This is a genomic window from Thauera butanivorans NBRC 103042 (genome assembly GCF_001591165.1).
Taxonomy (GTDB): domain Bacteria; phylum Pseudomonadota; class Gammaproteobacteria; order Burkholderiales; family Rhodocyclaceae; genus Thauera; species Thauera butanivorans.
Genome location: NZ_BCUG01000022.1, coordinates 25,703 through 42,470 on the forward strand (window position 1 = coordinate 25,703; position 16,768 = coordinate 42,470).

Sequence of the window (16,768 nt, forward strand, 5' to 3'; positions counted from 1 at the left end):
CCGACGCCTGACCTTTTGCATCATGCTCGGACGCCAGGAACATGCTGGCGGACCGGACGCTCGAACAACCAGAGGCTGCTGGCACTCAGGGTCGTATCGGCCACCACGATGGCCGTGGTCGCCGCTGGTCAAGCGCCAGAGCCGCTGCGTCCACAACATGCCATATCCCCGAAAGGATCACGCCATGACGAGCGCCCACGATAGCTTCCGATCCCGCAGCCGCCTCCAGGTCGGCGACCAGTCCTATACCTACTTCTCGATTCCGGCAGCGGAAAGGAACGGTCTTGCAGGCGCATCGCACCTGCCGTTCTCGATGCGTGTCCTGCTCGAAAACCTGCTGCGCTTCGAGGACGGGCGCACCGTGCGGCGCGCCGACATCCTCGCCGTGGCCGATTGGCTGAACGACAAGGGGCGGCTGGAGAAGGAAATCGCCTTCCGCCCTGCCCGCGTGCTCATGCAGGACTTCACCGGCGTGCCTGCCGTCGTCGATCTGGCTGCCATGCGCGACGCCATCGGTCTGCTCGGGGGCGACCCGAAGAAGATCAACCCGCAGGTGCCCGTCGATCTGGTCATCGATCACTCGGTGATCGTCGATGAATTCGGCACCTCGCTTGCCTACCGTCACAACGTGGAAAAGGAATACCAGCGCAACGGCGAGCGCTACCGCTTCCTGCGCTGGGGCCAGGACGCATTCGACAACTTCCGCGTCGTTCCGCCCGGCACCGGCATCTGCCACCAGGTGAACCTGGAGTACCTGTCGCAGACGGTGTGGACCCGCAGCGAGGGCGGCGAAACCGTCGCCTATCCCGATTCGCTGGTCGGCACCGATTCGCACACCACCATGGTCAATGGCCTTTCCGTGCTGGGCTGGGGCGTTGGCGGCATCGAGGCGGAAGCGGCCATGCTCGGCCAGCCGCTGTCCATGCTGATACCCGAAGTCATTGGCTTCAAGCTCTCCGGCCGGCTGATGGAAGGCGTGACGGCCACCGACCTGGTGCTGACCGTGACCCAGATGCTGCGCAACAAGGGCGTGGTCGGCAAGTTCGTGGAGTTCTACGGCCCGGGGCTCGACGCGCTGAGCATCGAGGACCGCGCCACCATCGGCAACATGGCGCCCGAATACGGCGCGACCTGCGGCTTCTTCCCCATCGACGAAGAGACGCTGCGCTACCTGCGCAAGACCGGCCGCGCCGAGGAGCGCGTGGCGCTGGTCGAGGCCTATGCCAAGGCGCAGGGCATCTTCCGCACGGCCGAGACGCCCGACCCGGAATTCACCGACACGCTCTCGCTCGACCTCGGCGACGTGCTGCCGTCTCTGGCCGGCCCCAAGCGTCCGCAGGATCGCATCCTGCTCTCGGCCGCCAGGCAGGGCTTCGCGGACGCGATGGAAACCGAGTTCAAGAGGGCCGCCGACATCGCCGCGCGCTACGAGGTCGAGGGCAAGCCCTTCGATCTCGGCCACGGCGACGTGGTGATCGCCGCCATCACCTCCTGCACCAACACCTCGAACCCCAGCGTGATGATCGGCGCCGGGCTGCTGGCCCGTAACGCGGTGGCCAAGGGCCTGAAGGTGAAGCCGTGGGTGAAGACCTCGCTCGCCCCCGGATCGCAGGTCGCCGGCGAATACCTGGAGAAATCCGGCCTGCAGAAGAGCCTCGATGCGCTCGGTTTCAACAGCGTCGCCTTCGGGTGTACGACGTGCATCGGCAACTCCGGCCCGCTCGCCGCGGAAATCTCGCGTGCGATCAACGACAACGGCATCGTCGCGGCTGCCGTGCTGTCGGGCAACCGCAACTTCGAGGGCCGCATCAATCCTGACGTGCGCGCCAACTACCTCGCTTCTCCGCCGCTCGTGGTGGCCTATGCGCTCGCTGGGTCGATGCAGATCGATCTCACCACCGAGCCGCTCGGCACGGGCTTCGACGGCCAGCCGGTGTACCTGAAGGACATCTGGCCGTCCTCGCGGGAAATCCAGGCATTCATCGACCAGAACATCTCCGAAGCCTTGTTCCGTCGCCGCTACGCGGACGTGTTCACGGGCGACGACAACTGGAAAGGCATCACCGTCTCCGGCGGGCTCACCTACCAGTGGGACGCCTCGTCCACCTACGTGCGCAATCCTCCGTATTTCGACGGCATCACCAGGACGCCGGAGCCGATCCAGGACATCGTTGGCGCCCGCATCCTCGGTCTCTTCCTCGATTCGATCACCACCGACCATATTTCGCCCGCGGGCTCGATCAAGGAGACGAGCCCCGCCGGCCGCTACCTGCGCGACCACGGCGTGAGTCCGCCGGACTTCAACCAGTACGGCACCCGCCGCGGCAACCACGAAGTCATGGTGCGCGGCACCTTCGCCAATATCCGCCTGAAGAACCAGATGGTGCGCGACGAGGCCGGCAATGTCGTCGAAGGCGGCTGGACCGTGCATCACCCCTCGGGAGAAAGGCTGGCGATCCACGATGCCGCCGAACGCTACGAGGCCGAAGGCGTGCCGCTGGTGGTGTTCGCCGGCCGTGAATACGGCACGGGGTCTTCGCGCGACTGGGCGGCCAAGGGCAGCAAACTGCTCGGCATCCGTGCCGTGATCGCGCAGAGCTTCGAGCGCATCCACCGCTCCAACTTGGTCGGCATGGGCGTCGTCCCGCTCGTGTTCGAGGAAGGCACGTCATGGCAGACACTCGGCCTCAAAGGCGACGAGCGGGTGAGCATCCACGGCCTCGGCGGTGCGCTCCAGCCTCGCCAGACACTCGATGCCGAGATCACTTTCGCAGATGGCACGGTGAAGAACGTCCCCCTCATCGTGCGCATCGACACGCTCGACGAGCTGGATTACTTCAGCAACGGCGGCATCCTGCATTACGTGCTGCGGCAGCTCGCCTCATGAAGGCCCCGCCGAGGTGCGGGCCATGCAGGCCGCCATCAGCGGTTCAGGCCGAAGGCCGTGGATGAGGGCTCGAGGACCGGAGCGGTTTCGCCGCGCATGGCTGCACCCGGATCAATAGGCATAGGTCGCCGTCACCCCCAGCGTCCTGCCCGGCGCCACCTGCGCGAAGTTGCCGGTCGCGCCGTAGGAGAAACCGTAGGTGCGGTAGTCCTCGTCGCTCAGGTTGTGTGCATAGACCGTGAAGTCCCAGTTGCGCACCGGGCTCCAGGCCACGGCTGCATCGACCACGGTGTAGGCATCCTGGCGCAGCGTGTTGCTGCTGTCGAAGTAGTGCGAACCGGTGCGGCGCACCGACAGCTGAGGCCGCAACAGCTTGTCGCCGATCGTGACCTTGCCCCTGGCCGCCAGGGTCAGGCCATGGCTGGGCACCATCGGCACGTCGTTGTCCTTGCAGCCGGTGCAGGCGCTGGAGTCCTCGAAGCGGCGGAAGGTGGCATCGTTGACGAAGCCGCCCGCGCTCAGCGTCCATTGCCGGGTGAGGTCCCATTCGGCGTTGAACTCGATGCCGGCCGAGCGCGTGTCGCCGACGTTGCGCAGTGTCTGGTTGCCCATGTCGCCGTCGCCGTAGAGCTGAACGTCCTTGGTGTCCACGCGATACACCGCGACGCTGGCGCGCACCGCATCGCCGGAATAGCGCAGGCCGGCCTCGTAGCTGATCGAGCGTTCGCGCCCATAGCCGTAGGCGTCATCCACGCTCGACGGCGCGAGGTTGTAGCCAAGCGGCTTGTAACCCTGGGCGACGTTGACGTAGCCGCGCCACTGCGGCGTGAATTGGTAGCCGGCGGCGACATGGCCGAGCCAGGTGTTCTGGTTCGAAGAAGCCCTGCCCTGGAAGGCGCTGCCCATCATGTCGCCGCGGAAAGTCGTTTTCGCCTCGTCGCGGGTGAAACGCAGGCCGGTGGTGAGATCGGCCCTGGGCGTCAGATGCCATGTCACGTCGCCGTACGCCGCCAGCGATTCACTGCGGTTGTCGGACGCGGAGTCCATTATCCGAAAGAGGCCGGGCAGCACCATGTCGAACTGGTAGCCCCGGGACATCTCCACTTCCTGCCGGTACAGGCCGAACACCGCGTCCCAGGCACGTGAAGGCAAGCCGCCCTGCTCGGCACTGCGCGTCGACAGGCGCACTTCCTGAGTGTTCTGCTTCCAGTGCTCGGAGAACTGCGGGAAGTAGGCATCGAGCGGGAAGCGGCGGGTGATGTGGACCCGCTGGGTGCTGGCAACGGCGCTCAGCCGCCAGACGTCGAAATCGTATTGGCCGCTGGCTGCAATACTGTTGGCGCAACGGCGCTGATGATAGTCCTGCCAGGTTTCCGGCAGGTTCGGCAGCACATGGGCGCGGCGGGACGTGTAGTCGTCGAACAAAGTGTAGACGTCCTGGTCGCCGGTCGCGCAATCACGTCCGGCCGACAGGCCCAGCTCCCAGGGGCTGCCGGTCGGCGCCAGGCGCAGCTTGACGTTGCCGGCGCGCGAACGCACACCGCCGAGTTCCTCACTGCCGATCACGTCGCTGCGCACGTCGCCGTTGACGTCGTTGGCGAGCAGGGACACCGAGCCGTACAGCAGATCCTGGATCAGCGGCCCGGCGCCCTCGGCCTGCAACTGGTAGCCGTCGCGGCTGGACACGCCAGCGCGTGCGACGAACTGCGGCGTGCCGTCCGGCTTGTGCGAGACGATGTTGAGCACGCCACCCTGCGCGCTCTTGCCGTACAGCGTGCCTTGCGGGCCTTTCAGCAGCTCCACCTGCTGCACGCCGAGCAGAGACTGCGCAGCCACGATTGGCAGTTGCGGCACGCCGTCCACGTAGACGGTCAGCGCCGGATTGTAGAAATCCTGGGCCGAGGTGACGCCGCGAATCGTGATGATCGGGAACAGGAAGGCCGCGCTGTGCGCCATGTACAGCTCGGGGAAGGCCCGGTGCAGCTCCAGCGTCGACGAAATCTGCGCATCGTCCAGCTCCAGCCGGTCGACGATGCTGGCCGCGCCATTGAGCTGCTCCAGGGTTTCGCCACGCTTGCTGGCGGATACCACCACCGGGGCCAGCGCCTGGGTCTCGCCCTCCCCCTGCTGCGCATGAACGGTGCCGGTCCAGGCCGCGGCATGGGCGGACGCGAGCGCGAGGCCGAGCAGGCGCAATCTCGATCTGAAAGTGAAGCGGGTCATGGTTCCATCTCCTGCCAGTTGAAATTCCGTAGCGGTTCAGCGTCCGGCGTGCCAGTTCTTCGCGCTCTGCTGCGCCTGCCACATGCGGGCGTAGCGACCGTTGTCGGCGAGCAGCTCGCCGTGACGGCCCGCCTCGACCACCCGCCCACCGTCGATCACCAGAATCTGGTCGGCGGCGGCGATGGTCGACAGGCGGTGGGCGACGACGATCACCGTGCGGTCGCGCACCAGGGCGTCGATCGCACCTTGCACGGCGACTTCGCTCTCGGTGTCGAGTGCCGCGGTGGGCTCGTCGAGGATGACGATCGGTGCGTCCTTGAGCATCGCCCGGGCAATGCTGATGCGCTGGCGCTCGCCGCCCGACAGCCGGCCGCCGATGTCGCCGACGCGGGTCGCGTAGCCTTCGGGCAGGCGGCTGATGAAGTCGTGGCAATGGGCTGCGCGGGCGGCAGCCCCCACTTCCTCGTCGCTTGCCTCGGGCCGGGCCATGCGGATGTTGGCCAGGATGGTGTCGTCGAACAGGTACACATCCTGGAACACCACCGAGATCAGCGCGTTGAGCCGTTCGGGTTCGATGGCGCGCACGTCCACGCCGCCGATGGTGATGCGTCCGGCCTGCGGATCGGCATGGCGCATCAGCAAGCGCGTCAGCGTGGTCTTGCCCGAGCCCGAGGGGCCCACCAGCGCAGTCAGGCTGCAGGCGGGCAGCCGGGCATCCAGCGCCTGCAGCGTCGGCTTGCTCGCCTGGGCATGGCTGAAGCTCACGCCTTCGAAAACCACCTCGAAGGATTGCGGCACTTGCGCCGGCAGGATTTGCGGCAGCGGCTCGATGCGCAGCATCGCATTGATCTTGTCCAGCGCCGCCTCGATCAGGTCGATGACCTTGGCGTACAGCACGAAGGTCGCCAGCGGCTCGCCGAAGCGCACCACGATCACCATCAGCGCCGCCAGGATCGCGACGTCGAGCGTGCCTTGCGTGACCAGCCAGGCGCCGGTGAAGACCACCAGCAGCACCGCCATTTCCATCACCGTGGCCAGGATCAGGTTGGGCTTGGCGCCTTTCTGCTGGCCGACGGTCTGGATGGTCTCCAGGTGCTTGAAGCTCGCCTGCAGCCTTTCCGCCTGGATGCCGGCGCAGCAGGCCGCGCGCAGCACCGGCAGCCCCTGCACGTACTCCAGGATGTCGGCGCTGGTGCGCTGCTGGGCGTCGGCCAGCATGCGCATGCCGCGGCCGAAAGCAGGCCGGCGCCAGCGGTAGAGCGGGATCAGCAGCGGGAACACCAGCAGCAGGATCAGTCCCATGCGCCAGTCGAAGCACAGCGCCGCCAGCGCCACCACCACCGGGGTGATCAGCGCATGCGCCATCATGTTGGCGATGGTCAGCAAATAGCTCAGGTTCTCATCGACGCTGCCCAGCAGCGTGGCATTGACCTCGCCGGCGCGCTTGTCCTGAACCTGTTCCAGCGGGATGCGGCGCAACTGCTCGCCCAGCTCGGTGCGCAGCTCGTGCGTGTTGTCCACCATGTCGCCGCGGTAGTCGAAGCCCTGCGCCCGCCAGCACAGCAACATGCTGGCCAGCATCAGCCCGGTCATGAGCAGCAGCCAGGGCAAGGCTGCCTGCCAATCGGCAGAGGGATGATGGGCGGTGGGAATCAGCGCCTGGAACAGCGGTATCAGGCAGGCCAGCGCCAGGCCCTGCAAGGCGGCGGAAATGCCGAGGCCGATCAGGCTGGCCCGCAGGCGCGGTGCGCGGCTGCGGGCACTCGCCATCAACTGGCGCCAGGTCTCGCGCAAGGGCGTGATCTGCGGCCGCGTGGCGCTCATGCCTGTGCTCCCCGCAGCGCCCAGCCTTGCGCCTGCTCGTAATTCGACCACAGCCGTTCGTACACACCGCGCTCGGCAAGCAATGCCTCATGTCGCCCGCGCTCGACCAGCCGGCCCTGATCGAACACCAGGATCTGGTCCGCATCGCGGATCGTCGACAGCCGGTGCGCCACCATCAGCACCGTCTTGCCCCGCATCAGGTTGGCCAGCGCGGCCACCAGCGCCGCCTCGTTCTCGGGGTCGGCAAAGGCCGTGGCCTCGTCCAGCACCAGGATCGGCCGGCTCTGCAGGATGGCGCGGGCGATGGTGATGCGCTGGCGCTGCCCGCCGGACAGGAACACCCCGCGCTCGCCAGCGGGCGTGTCATAGCCCTGCGGCAAGGCCGTGATGAACTCGTGCGCCTGGGCAGCGCGGGCGGCGGCGATCACCTCGTCCATCGTCGCGCCAGCCAGCCCCAGGCGAATGTTGTTGGCGATGGTGTCGGCAAACAGGAAAGTGTCCTGGAACACGAAAGCCACCTGCTGCATCAGCGCCGCCGGCTGCAGCTCGCGCACATCCACGCCGCCAACCTGGATACAACCCGCGCTCACGTCCCAGAAACGCGGAATCAGCCGTGCCACCGTGGTCTTGCCGGCGCCCGATGGCCCCACCAGCGCGGTGATGCTGCCGGGTGGCGCCTCGAAGCTCACGCCCTGCAGCACCAGCGGGCCATCGGCCGTGTAGCGGAAGTCCACCTGCTCGAAACGGACGCTGGCGCCGCGCGGCATCTTCGTCGGTATCGCGGCCGGCACCGGCAATACGGGTTCGGCCAGCACTTCATGGATGCGATGGATGCTCATCTGCGTCTTGCCCACCAGATGCCGCAGCGACACCATCGGCAGCAGCGACTCGGCCATGCCGGTGCCGGCCAGCAGCACCGCCAGCCAGGTGGCGGCGTCCAGCGCGTCGCGGCTCGTCAGCCAGGCGCCCAGCCATACCAGCACCACCAGCGTCGGCAGGGGACTGAGGATGATCTGCGACAGGCGCGACGACGTACCGGACATCCGGTACCAGGACTTCACCACGTCGCGGTAGGTTTCCAGCGCCCGCTGGTAGCGGCCGAACGTCGCCGTGCCAGTATCGAAGGTCCGCACCACCGGCATCGCCTGCACGTATTCCACCACCGCCTTGCCGACGTTCTCGCCCGCCTCGTTGTAGCGGCGCATCATGTCGGCGCTGCCGCGCAAGGCCAGCGAAACCACCGCCACGCCGAGGCCCAGCACGGCCGTCGCCGCCAGCGCCAGCCACCAGTCCAGCCACAGCAGCAGGGCGAAAGTCAGCAGCGGCGACACGTAGGCACGGGCATACAGCGGCGTGCTGTCGGCAACGAAGACGTGCAAGGCCTTGACGTCTTCCATCATCACCTTGGCGAGCGCGCCCGAACCCGTCTGCTGGACGTAGCCCAGCGGCAGGTGCGCCAGATGCTCCGACAGCCGGCTGCGCAGCAAGGTCTCCAGATGGAAAGCCGCATGGTGCGAACGGTTGAAGGCCGTCAGCCGCAGCACGAAAGCCAGTGCCGTCAGCCCCGCCGCCAGCAGCAACGGCTGCCATGGCCACGACACTGACGACTGCAACAGCGCGTGCACCGACCAGGCCAGCGCGCACAGCGCCCCCAGCGCCGCCGCAGCGCTCAGGCCGGACAAGGCCATCGCGAAACGGATGCGGCCCTGCACCGGCTGCATCACGGCCCAGGCTGAGGGCACGGGCTGGGCGGCACTAGCGGGCATGCGCAACCTCGGCTACGGCCAGGCCGTTCCCCTTTCGGGACCGGCACCACACCACCAGCGCAGCGATCGCCGTCGACACCGCCGCCAGGCCGAAGCAGACGTGGTAGCCCAGGTGCTGGGACAGCCAGCCGCCCACGATGCCGCCGGCCACCGCCAGCAGCGCATCGGCACTCTGGAAGATCGCGAAATCCACGCCGGCCTGCAGCGGCGAAGTCATCCCCATCAGCGCCGAATACAGCGCCACCCACAGGCAGCCCATCACGCCAAAGAGCAGGCCCAGCAGCACGACAAACGTGCTCAACCCGGTCGACGACTCCGGCAATGCAGCCCTCGTCAACGCCAGGAAAACGCAAGCCTTCAGCGCCACCGCGATCGATACCGCACGCCAACCCGGCGCAAGGCGCACCAGCAAACCACCCAGCACGGCACCGCTCAGGCCGGCACCGATATGAAGAGAACCGAACAGCCAGCCAAGCTGCTCCATGTCCATGCCTCGATCCAGCATGAACGGCCCGAACATGCCCAACGTCAGCCGCACGCCGATACTCGACAACAGCAGCATCAACAGGCCGACGCGCACTTCCGGGCGGCGCAAGGCGTGCATCAGACTCGGACGGTGCTCGATGGCCAACTTCCGGTCACGCTCCGGCTCGCGCACCAGCAACATCGGTACGGTCAGCACGAGGATCACGGAACCCGCCGCAAGCAATGCCCAAGGCCAGCCGTATTGGCCCGCGACCAGCAGAAACCCGCCCGCACCCAGCATCGCGCCGACATAGTTGCCACCGACCTGGGCGACGTTGCCCCAGCCGCGCCCGCTCTCGGAGAGTTGATCCACCACGAAGCCGTCGCAGGCGATGTCCGCCGTGGCTGCGACCAAGGCAGCGAGCGCCAACCCCGCCAGAATCCAGCTTGCATGCCCGCCCAAGGACAAGCGCCCGAGCAGGCTGGCAAGGCCAAGCCCGACCAGCAGCAGCAGCATCGTCCACTGCCCCGCCAGCACCAGCAGGCGCGAGCGGCGCTCGACGCGGCCTGCGGGCAGGCGCCAGCGCTCCACGATCGGCGCCCACAGGAAGCGAATGCCCCAAGGAGCCCACAGCAGCGCACTCAAGCCCGCCACCTGCAAGGGCGCGCCTTCATTGCGCAGCAGCGTCGGCAACGCCTGGGTGATCAACGCGGTGACGATGGTCTGGGTGATGTAGACACCGGCAACCGCGGCGAGCAGTTGCCATGACTTCAAGGTCGGGACACGGTGGGACACCACAGGGGACATCTGTCTGACGGCTCCATGCAAACCAGAAAGTAGAAAGCCGACGCTTGTGCTGTCATCGGCAGAAGAAGCAAGCTCGTCAGGCACAAAATCCACCCCGAGCGCCACGCGTAGGCGTGCAAATCAGCCCATGCCGCTCGGGCTGAACACGCCTGCGTGCAGACACCGCATCACCACAATACGGATGGGAATCATTTACCACCCTGGGCGCACGAAGGGGTCACAACACGCAGGCAGCGATCATTGCCGGAATGCGTGCGCCATTCCACCGCATTACGGCCAGAATTCGCGTTTCACGGAATATTTTTGCTGCCCGGATGGCCTCTACTGCCCGGGCTTCCTGTTATAAAATGCGGATGGGAATCATTTTCGACGCCATGACGAACGAGGAGACACATCGCCAAGTCGGCGGTCATCGCTGGCATGGGGGCTGTTTGCTGCCGGATTACGGCCAGAACCTGTCTTTTCGAGGAACTTTTGATGGCGGACACGTTAATCAGGAGCGTGCACAGCCGCGTCGTGCATGATCCGGCCCGGATCATCGACAGCCAGTTGGACGGTGTTCCCGACAGTTGGCGACACACCATGCAGCTGGAACGCCCGGCCGAAGGCATCAACATCTGCTGCATGAATGGCCACCCGGGCAGTAGCTGGGCCTTCGAAGCCGAAGGCGACCCTGCCGTAACCCTGGCCATCCTGCTCGATGGTCATATGGAGGCCGGCGTTCAGGATGGCGCCGAACTCGCCATGGGCGCCGGCCAGGTACTGCTGATGGCCGTGGGCGAACGCGCCCGCGGCTGGGACGTGCTGTCCTCACCAGACGACTTCCACCTGGTCAACATCAACCTCACCGAACAAGCTCTGCTCGGCCTGACCGGCCTGGAGATGGACGACGTGCTCGGCTGCATGCGCGCATCCAGCGCCGGCATGGAGCATGTCAATGCCTGCATGGTCACCATGCCCGCATTCACGACGCTGCAGCGCATCGCCGGCGAAATCACCCGCTGCGGCCATCAGCACCGCCTCGCGCGCCGAGCCTTCGTGTGCGCCAAGGTCAGCGAAGCCCTTGCCGCGGTACTCGACCAATGCACCTACAGACAGCGCAATCTCGATTCGAGGCACCCGCGCGCACTCCCCAGCGATCGCTCGCGCCTCATTCAGGCCCGCACCCTGCTCGAGCAGCAATATGCCAGGCCCTGGAGCGTGCGGACACTGTGCAGGGCCGTGGGCCTCAATGAAAAGCGGCTGCAAGCCGGCTTCCAGACACTGTACGGCCACAGCGTACACGACTGCCTGACCCGGATCCGGCTCGATGCCGCCCTGACCCTGCTCTCCACCGGCCACTCCGTGGCCGACACCTCCCAGGCCGTCGGCTTTGCCAACGTCAGCCACTTCGGCAAGGTGTTCCGCAACGCCATCGGCATCACACCCAAGCGCTGGGCACGCGGCCAGCAGCCAAGGGACTAGATCACCCCTCCCCGCCTTCACGCACCGCCGGCAGTTCAGAACATCGGCGGTGCTGCCATGCGCACCGTCATCGGCAAAATACTGCCATTGTCATGCAGCGGGATCGTTCCGCGAATCCCGTGACCGGTGAGCCGGTTCTCGTAGGTTTTTTGGCGGCTTTGGCTTGCCGCACGATCAGATCAGCGAGCGCCATCATCGAACTCCCAAGTCCTGGACTCAGGCCCGACGTTGCTCTCCATCCCGATCCAAACCCAGCAAGAAACCGGAGTCGGTAGCACCACATTCTTTAGCCACGAATATGGACCAAAAAGCGCTGGCTGCAGGTAGAACCCGGCAGCGGTCGCTGAAACGAAAAAAGGAGCCGAAGCTCCTTTTTTCAACGACTTACAGCACCCACCGGGATTCCTCGGAACGCTGCAGATCAAATTCTGGAGCGGGAAACGAGTCTCGAACTCGCGACCTCAACCTTGGCAAGGTTGCGCTCTACCAACTGAGCTATTCCCGCATTTCGACGATCCGGTACGGCGAGGGTTTTCCAGAACCATTCGCGCCTTGCAGTCGCCGGCTTTCACCGATGAAGCAAGCCGATCGTCTTTCGTCTCGCGCCGTTCCGCGCTCGACGGGGGCGAACTATACCGGGCTTCACCCTCGTGCGCAACACCGGCTCGTCGTCAGCCGCCGAGCGCCTCGTCGACGATTTCGATCCAGTGCCGCACCGGTGTGCGGCCGGCGCTGTCCAGGTGGGTCTGGCAGCCGATGTTGGCGGTCGCGATCAGTTCGGGCTTGCCGCTTTCCAGCGCATCCAGCTTGTTGTCGCGCAGGCGGCGCGAAAGCTCGGGCTGCGTCAGCGAATAGGTGCCTGCCGAGCCGCAGCACAGGTGGGCATCGGGCACCGGCGTCAGTTCGAAGCCCAGGCCGGCCAGCACGGCCTCGACTGCAGAGCCGAGTTTTTGCGCGTGCTGCAGCGTACAGGGGCAGTGGAAGGCGAGCCGCTTGCCGGCGGACACGCCGAGTTTGTCCAGCGGTTCGGCGCGCAGCACTTCGACCAGATCCCTGGCCAGTTCGCTGACCCGCGCCGCCTTGGCGGCATAGGCCGGATCGTCGCGCAGCATGTAGCCGTATTCCTTGACGAAGGCACCGCAGCCGCTGGCAGTCTGCACGATCGACTCGGCGCCCGCCTCGATCGCCGGCCACCAGGCATCGATGTTTCGCCGGGCACGTTCCAGCCCGGCCTCCTGCGCATCGAGATGGAAATCGAGCGCGCCGCAGCAGCCGGCTTCGCTCACCGGCCGGACGCTGATGCCGAGGCGGTCGAGCACCCGGGCCGCAGCGGCGTTGGTGTTGGGCGACAGGCCGGGCTGCACGCAGCCTTCCAGCATCAGCACGCTGCGGGCGTGGCGTGGCGCCGGGCGCTGCCTGGCGGCAGGTCTGCGCCGGGGGAGTTTCGATGCCAGGGTTTCGGGCAGCAGCGGCCGTAGCGCCGTGCCCGCCGCCAGAAGCGTCTTGAATACCGTCGGCCGCGACAGGGTGCCGCGCAGCAGCGTGCGCCGGGCGGTTTCGTCCAGCGGCCGCGGCGCCCACAGTTCGATGGCCGCGCGGCCGACATCGAGCAGCTTGTGGTACTGCACGCCCGAGGGGCAAGTCGTCTCGCAGTTGCGGCAGCTCAGGCAGCGGTCCAGATGCATGCGGGTGCTGGCGCTGAATTCGCCGCCTTCGAGCATCTGCTTCATCAGGTAGATGCGCCCGCGCGGGCCGTCGAGCTCGTCTCCCAGCAACTGATAGGTCGGACAGGTGGCATTGCAGAAGCCGCAATGCACGCAGGCGCGCAGTACGCTTTCGGCGGTCTCGGCGCCGGGCAGCTGGCGCGCGGCTTCACTCAGCTTGGTTTGCATGGCCTCTGCCTGTTACAGCCCGGCGTACATGCGGCCGGGGTTGAAAATGCCTTGCGGATCGAGCTGCGCCTTGAGCTGGCGGTGGTAGCGCATCAGCGCTGCCGGCAGCGGGTGCAGCGGGCTGTCGCAGGCACCCGGCGTGAAACAGCTCGCATGCCCGCCCGCCGCCGCTGCCGCACGACGGATTTCCGTGCTGTCGGCGGCGCTCTTGAGCCAGCGCTGGGCACCGCCCCAGTCGACCAATTGAGCGCCGGCGGGCACGGCCGGACGGCAGTCATTGGCTACCGACAGCCGCCACAGCGGCGCCGGATCGGCGAAGAAATCGAGCTGGAATTCGCGCAGCGCGGTCCAGAACGCCGGCGAGACCTGTTCGCCGCCAAGCGCTTCCCGCGCAGCCTTCACCGAGCCCTCGCCCCCTTCCAGCCGCAGCATCAGCGCTTCGCCGTCATGGCAGGCGGCGGTGATCGGCAGGGGCTGCCGGCCCCATTCGGCGAAACGGTCAAGCGCGGCCGGCACATCCAACTCCAAGCGCAGCGTACAGGCGCTGCGCGGTTTGGGCAGGACTTTCAGCGACACTTCGGTGAGCAGCCCGAGGCAGCCCAGGCTGCCCGCCATCAAGCGCGAAACGTCGTAGCCGGCGACGTTCTTCATCACCTCGCCGCCGAAGCGCAGATGCTTGCCGTGCCCGGTGACGATACGGCAGCCGAGCACGAAGTCGCGCACCGCGCCGACCCACGGCCGCCGGGGTCCGGACAGCCCTGCCGCGACCATGCCGCCCACCGTGGCCTGCCCGCCGAACTGCGGCGGTTCGAAAGCCAGCGTCTGGCCTTCGCCTTCCAGCACCGCCTCAAGTTCGGCGACCGGCGTGCCGACGCGGACGGTGACGACCAGTTCGGTCGGCTCATAGTTGACGATGCCGCGATGGCCTCGCGTATCCAGCAAGCTGCCGCTGCCCTGCCCGCCGTAGAACGCCTTCGTGCCACCGCCCTGGATCAGCAGCGGCGTGCCGGTGGAAAGCGCCGTGCAGACCTGGGCCAGCAGTTCCTCACTGCGATCGGCATCCGGTGTTGCGCTGCTCATCAGAAACGCTCCAGTTCGGGAAACGGCATCTGTCCCTGATGCACACGCATCGCGCCGTTCTCCGCACAGCGGCGCAGCGTGGGGATATTCTTGCCGGGGTTCAGCAGGCCTTCGGCGTCGAAAGCCGCCTTCACCGCATGGAAGAAAGTCAGTTCGTCGGCGTTGAACTGCACGCACATCTGGTTGATCTTCTCGCGTCCCACGCCATGCTCGCCGGTGATGGTGCCGCCGACCTCGACGCAGAGTTCAAGGATCTTGCCGCCGAGTTCCTCGGCCCTTTCCAGCTCGCCCGGCTGGTTGGCATCGAACAGGATCAGCGGGTGCATGTTGCCGTCGCCGGCATGGAAGACGTTGGCGACACGCAAGCCATAGCGTTCGGAAAGCTCGGCCGTACCGCGCAGCACCCTGGGCAGATGCTTGCGCGGAATCGTGCCGTCCATGCAGTAGTAGTCCGGCGACATGCGGCCGACGGCGGGAAAGGCATTCTTGCGCCCGGCCCAGAACCTCACTCGCTCGGCTTCGTCGCGCGCCAGGCTGACCGCGGTCGCGCCCGCCTTGTTCAGCACTGCGCGTACCCGTTCGATGTCCTCGGCGACGTCCAGCTCGACGCCGTCCAGCTCGCACAGCAGGATCGCCTCGGCCTCGACCGGGTAGCCGGCATGGATGAAATCCTCGGCCGCCTGGATGGCGAGCTTGTCCATCATCTCCAGGCCCCCCGGGATGATGCCTTCGCCGATGATGTCGGCGACCGCCCTGCCCGCGCTGTCGACCGAATCGAAGCTCGCCATCAGCACGCGCGCCACCCGCGGCTTCGGCAGCAGCTTGACCGTGATCTCGGTGACGATGCCGAGCATGCCTTCGGAGCCCATGAACAGCGCCAGCAGATCGAAGCCGGGTGAATCCAGCGCATCCGAGCCCAGCGTCAGGCGCTCGCCCTCGATCGTGAGAATCTCGACCTTGAGGACGTTGTGCACGGTCAGCCCGTACTTCAGGCAATGCACGCCGCCCGCGTTCTCCGCCACGTTGCCGCCGATCGAACAGGCGATCTGCGACGAGGGATCGGGCGCGTAATAGAGCTCGTAGGGCGCGGCGGCCTGCGAGATCGCCAGATTGCGCACGCCCGGCTGCACGCGGGCAAAGCGCCCTTGCGGATCGACTTCGAGGATGCGGTTGAAGCGCGCCATCACCAGCAGCACGCCCTGCTCCAGCGGCAGCGCCCCGCCCGACAGGCCCGTGCCCGCGCCGCGTGGCACCACCGGCACCCGGCGCGCATGGCAGATGCGCAGGATGGCTTCGACCTGCTCGACACGCTCGGGCAGCAGCACCAGCATCGGCAGCGTGCGGTAGGCCGACAAGGCATCGCACTCGTAGGGGCGGCGGTCTTCCTCGCTGTGGAGAATCTGGAGATCCGGCAGGCTGCGGCGCAGCTCGGCAAAGAGATCGGCGACATCGACCTTGTCGAGCGCGCCGTCGATCGCCTCGTCGTAGAGAATGTTCATTGCAGGGCCCGTCCACCTGTCCTCGTTGGCAACAGATGCTAAGGCCTTCGGCCGCGCGCTCCAAGACCTCCTTGCAGGCAGCGGCCCGGCTCAGCGGGCTTTCAGTTGCGCCGCTTCGGTGTCTCGAAGGTCGTCAGCATGCCACGCAGGATGGCGACTTCTTCCTTCTCCAGCCGGATGCGGTTGAACATCCGCCGCATGCGCGGCAGCAGCCGCTTGGGATTCTTCGGGTCGTGAAAGCCGCTCAGCGTCACCGCATGTTCGAGGTGGGCCATGAAGCCTTCGAAGTCGGCGTGGGTGGCCGGCTCGGCCTGCAGATCCTGCGGGGGCGGCGGCTGCAGCGCGGCCATGCGCAGCTCGTAGGCCAGCAACTGGACGGCTGCGCCCAGGTTCAGCGAGGAAAATTCGGCGTCGGTCGGGATCGTCACCGGCAGGCTGCACAGGCCGACTTCCTCGTTGGTCATGCCGCTGGTTTCGTTGCCGAACACCAGCGCGACCTCGCCATCGATGGTACGGGCGACGATTTCCTGCGCCGCCTCGCGCGCATGCAGGCGCGGCAGCGACAGCTCGCGGCGGCGGGCGGTCAGCGCCGCCGAGAACACGGTGTCGGCCAGCGCCTGTTCCAGGGTATCGACCACGCGGGCGGACTCGAGGATATCGACCGCGCCGGACGCCCGCGCGGTGGCGACCTCGTCGGGAAAGACGGCCGGCGACACCAGCCACAACTGGCGCAGCCCCATCGTCTTCATCGCGCGGGCGGCGGCGCCGATGTTGCCGGGGTGGCTGGTACGCGACAGCACGACCCGGATACGGTCGAGCGCAAGGGGGCGATTCATATTAAAATTCCGCGTTTTCCGAAT

Annotated in this window: 10 protein-coding genes and 1 tRNA gene; 2 read left to right on the forward strand and 9 right to left on the reverse strand. The window is 66.8% G+C overall.

The window, feature by feature from the left end; translation table 11 throughout:
* Positions 1–184 precede the first annotated feature (184 nt).
* Positions 185–2,887, forward strand: coding sequence for an aconitate hydratase AcnA (gene acnA / locus TBU01S_RS10715; protein WP_068636639.1), 2,703 nt, complete (start codon positions 185–187; stop codon positions 2,885–2,887).
* A gap of 111 nt (positions 2,888–2,998) precedes the next feature.
* Here acnA and TBU01S_RS10720 read toward each other — a convergent pair whose 3' ends face one another.
* The 4 genes from TBU01S_RS10720 to TBU01S_RS10735 are packed head-to-tail and all read right to left on the reverse strand — an operon-like array spanning position 2,999 to position 10,066.
* On the reverse strand, positions 2,999–5,110 hold the full coding sequence (locus tag TBU01S_RS10720; protein WP_068636640.1) for a TonB-dependent receptor: 2,112 nt from the start codon (positions 5,108–5,110) through the stop codon (positions 2,999–3,001).
* Between the two features lie 36 nt (positions 5,111–5,146).
* On the reverse strand, positions 5,147–6,934 hold the full coding sequence (locus TBU01S_RS10725) for an ABC transporter ATP-binding protein (RefSeq protein ID WP_068636641.1): 1,788 nt from the start codon (positions 6,932–6,934) through the stop codon (positions 5,147–5,149).
* Positions 6,931–8,700, reverse strand: a complete 1,770-nt coding sequence (locus TBU01S_RS10730) for an ABC transporter ATP-binding protein (RefSeq protein ID WP_068636642.1) — start codon at positions 8,698–8,700, stop codon at positions 6,931–6,933. The genes TBU01S_RS10725 and TBU01S_RS10730 overlap by 4 nt, the downstream gene beginning before the upstream one ends.
* Complete coding sequence (locus tag TBU01S_RS10735) at positions 8,690–10,066, reverse strand: MFS transporter (protein ID WP_157659124.1); 1,377 nt, start codon at positions 10,064–10,066, stop codon at positions 8,690–8,692. Before TBU01S_RS10735 ends, TBU01S_RS10730 begins: the two co-directional genes overlap by 11 nt.
* A 384-nt stretch (positions 10,067–10,450) precedes the next feature.
* Between TBU01S_RS10735 and TBU01S_RS10740 the strand changes: the two genes are divergently transcribed.
* Positions 10,451–11,437 carry an AraC family transcriptional regulator gene (locus TBU01S_RS10740; RefSeq protein ID WP_157659125.1) on the forward strand — a complete coding sequence of 329 codons (987 nt, stop codon included), beginning with the start codon at positions 10,451–10,453 and terminating at the stop codon, positions 11,435–11,437.
* 429 nt (positions 11,438–11,866) lie between these two features.
* On the opposite strand, the gene TBU01S_RS10745 is transcribed toward TBU01S_RS10740, so the two are convergent.
* The 5 genes from TBU01S_RS10745 to TBU01S_RS10765 all read right to left on the reverse strand — a co-directional run bounded on the left by TBU01S_RS10745 (position 11,867) and on the right by TBU01S_RS10765 (position 16,744).
* Positions 11,867–11,942, reverse strand: a tRNA-Gly gene (locus tag TBU01S_RS10745).
* Positions 11,943–12,108: 166 nt separating this feature from the next.
* A complete protein-coding gene (glcF, locus tag TBU01S_RS10750) occupies positions 12,109–13,329 on the reverse strand; it encodes a glycolate oxidase subunit GlcF (protein WP_068636645.1) in 1,221 nt (406 codons plus the stop codon).
* 12 nt (positions 13,330–13,341) lie between these two features.
* Complete coding sequence (gene glcE / locus TBU01S_RS10755) at positions 13,342–14,409, reverse strand: glycolate oxidase subunit GlcE (protein WP_068636646.1); 1,068 nt, start codon at positions 14,407–14,409, stop codon at positions 13,342–13,344.
* On the reverse strand, positions 14,409–15,908 hold the full coding sequence (gene glcD / locus TBU01S_RS10760) for a glycolate oxidase subunit GlcD (RefSeq protein WP_068636647.1): 1,500 nt from the start codon (positions 15,906–15,908) through the stop codon (positions 14,409–14,411). The genes glcE and glcD overlap by 1 nt, the downstream gene beginning before the upstream one ends.
* Positions 15,909–16,009: 101 nt before the next feature.
* Entirely contained in the window at positions 16,010–16,744 is a 735-nt protein-coding gene (locus tag TBU01S_RS10765) for an RNA methyltransferase (protein WP_068636648.1), read from the reverse strand.
* Between the last annotated feature and the right edge of the window lie 24 nt (positions 16,745–16,768).

Coding starts and splice junctions, on each gene's coding strand:
- acnA (WP_068636639.1), top strand. CDS start 185: ATGACGAGCGCCCACGATAGCTTCCGATCCCGCAGCCGCCTCCAGGTC.
- TBU01S_RS10720 (WP_068636640.1), bottom strand. CDS start 5,110: ATGACCCGCTTCACTTTCAGATCGAGATTGCGCCTGCTCGGCCTCGCG.
- TBU01S_RS10725 (WP_068636641.1), bottom strand. CDS start 6,934: ATGAGCGCCACGCGGCCGCAGATCACGCCCTTGCGCGAGACCTGGCGC.
- TBU01S_RS10730 (WP_068636642.1), bottom strand. CDS start 8,700: ATGCCCGCTAGTGCCGCCCAGCCCGTGCCCTCAGCCTGGGCCGTGATG.
- TBU01S_RS10740 (WP_157659125.1), top strand. CDS start 10,451: ATGGCGGACACGTTAATCAGGAGCGTGCACAGCCGCGTCGTGCATGAT.
- glcF (WP_068636645.1), bottom strand. CDS start 13,329: ATGCAAACCAAGCTGAGTGAAGCCGCGCGCCAGCTGCCCGGCGCCGAG.
- glcE (WP_068636646.1), bottom strand. CDS start 14,409: ATGAGCAGCGCAACACCGGATGCCGATCGCAGTGAGGAACTGCTGGCC.
- glcD (WP_068636647.1), bottom strand. CDS start 15,908: ATGAACATTCTCTACGACGAGGCGATCGACGGCGCGCTCGACAAGGTC.
- TBU01S_RS10765 (WP_068636648.1), bottom strand. CDS start 16,744: ATGAATCGCCCCCTTGCGCTCGACCGTATCCGGGTCGTGCTGTCGCGT.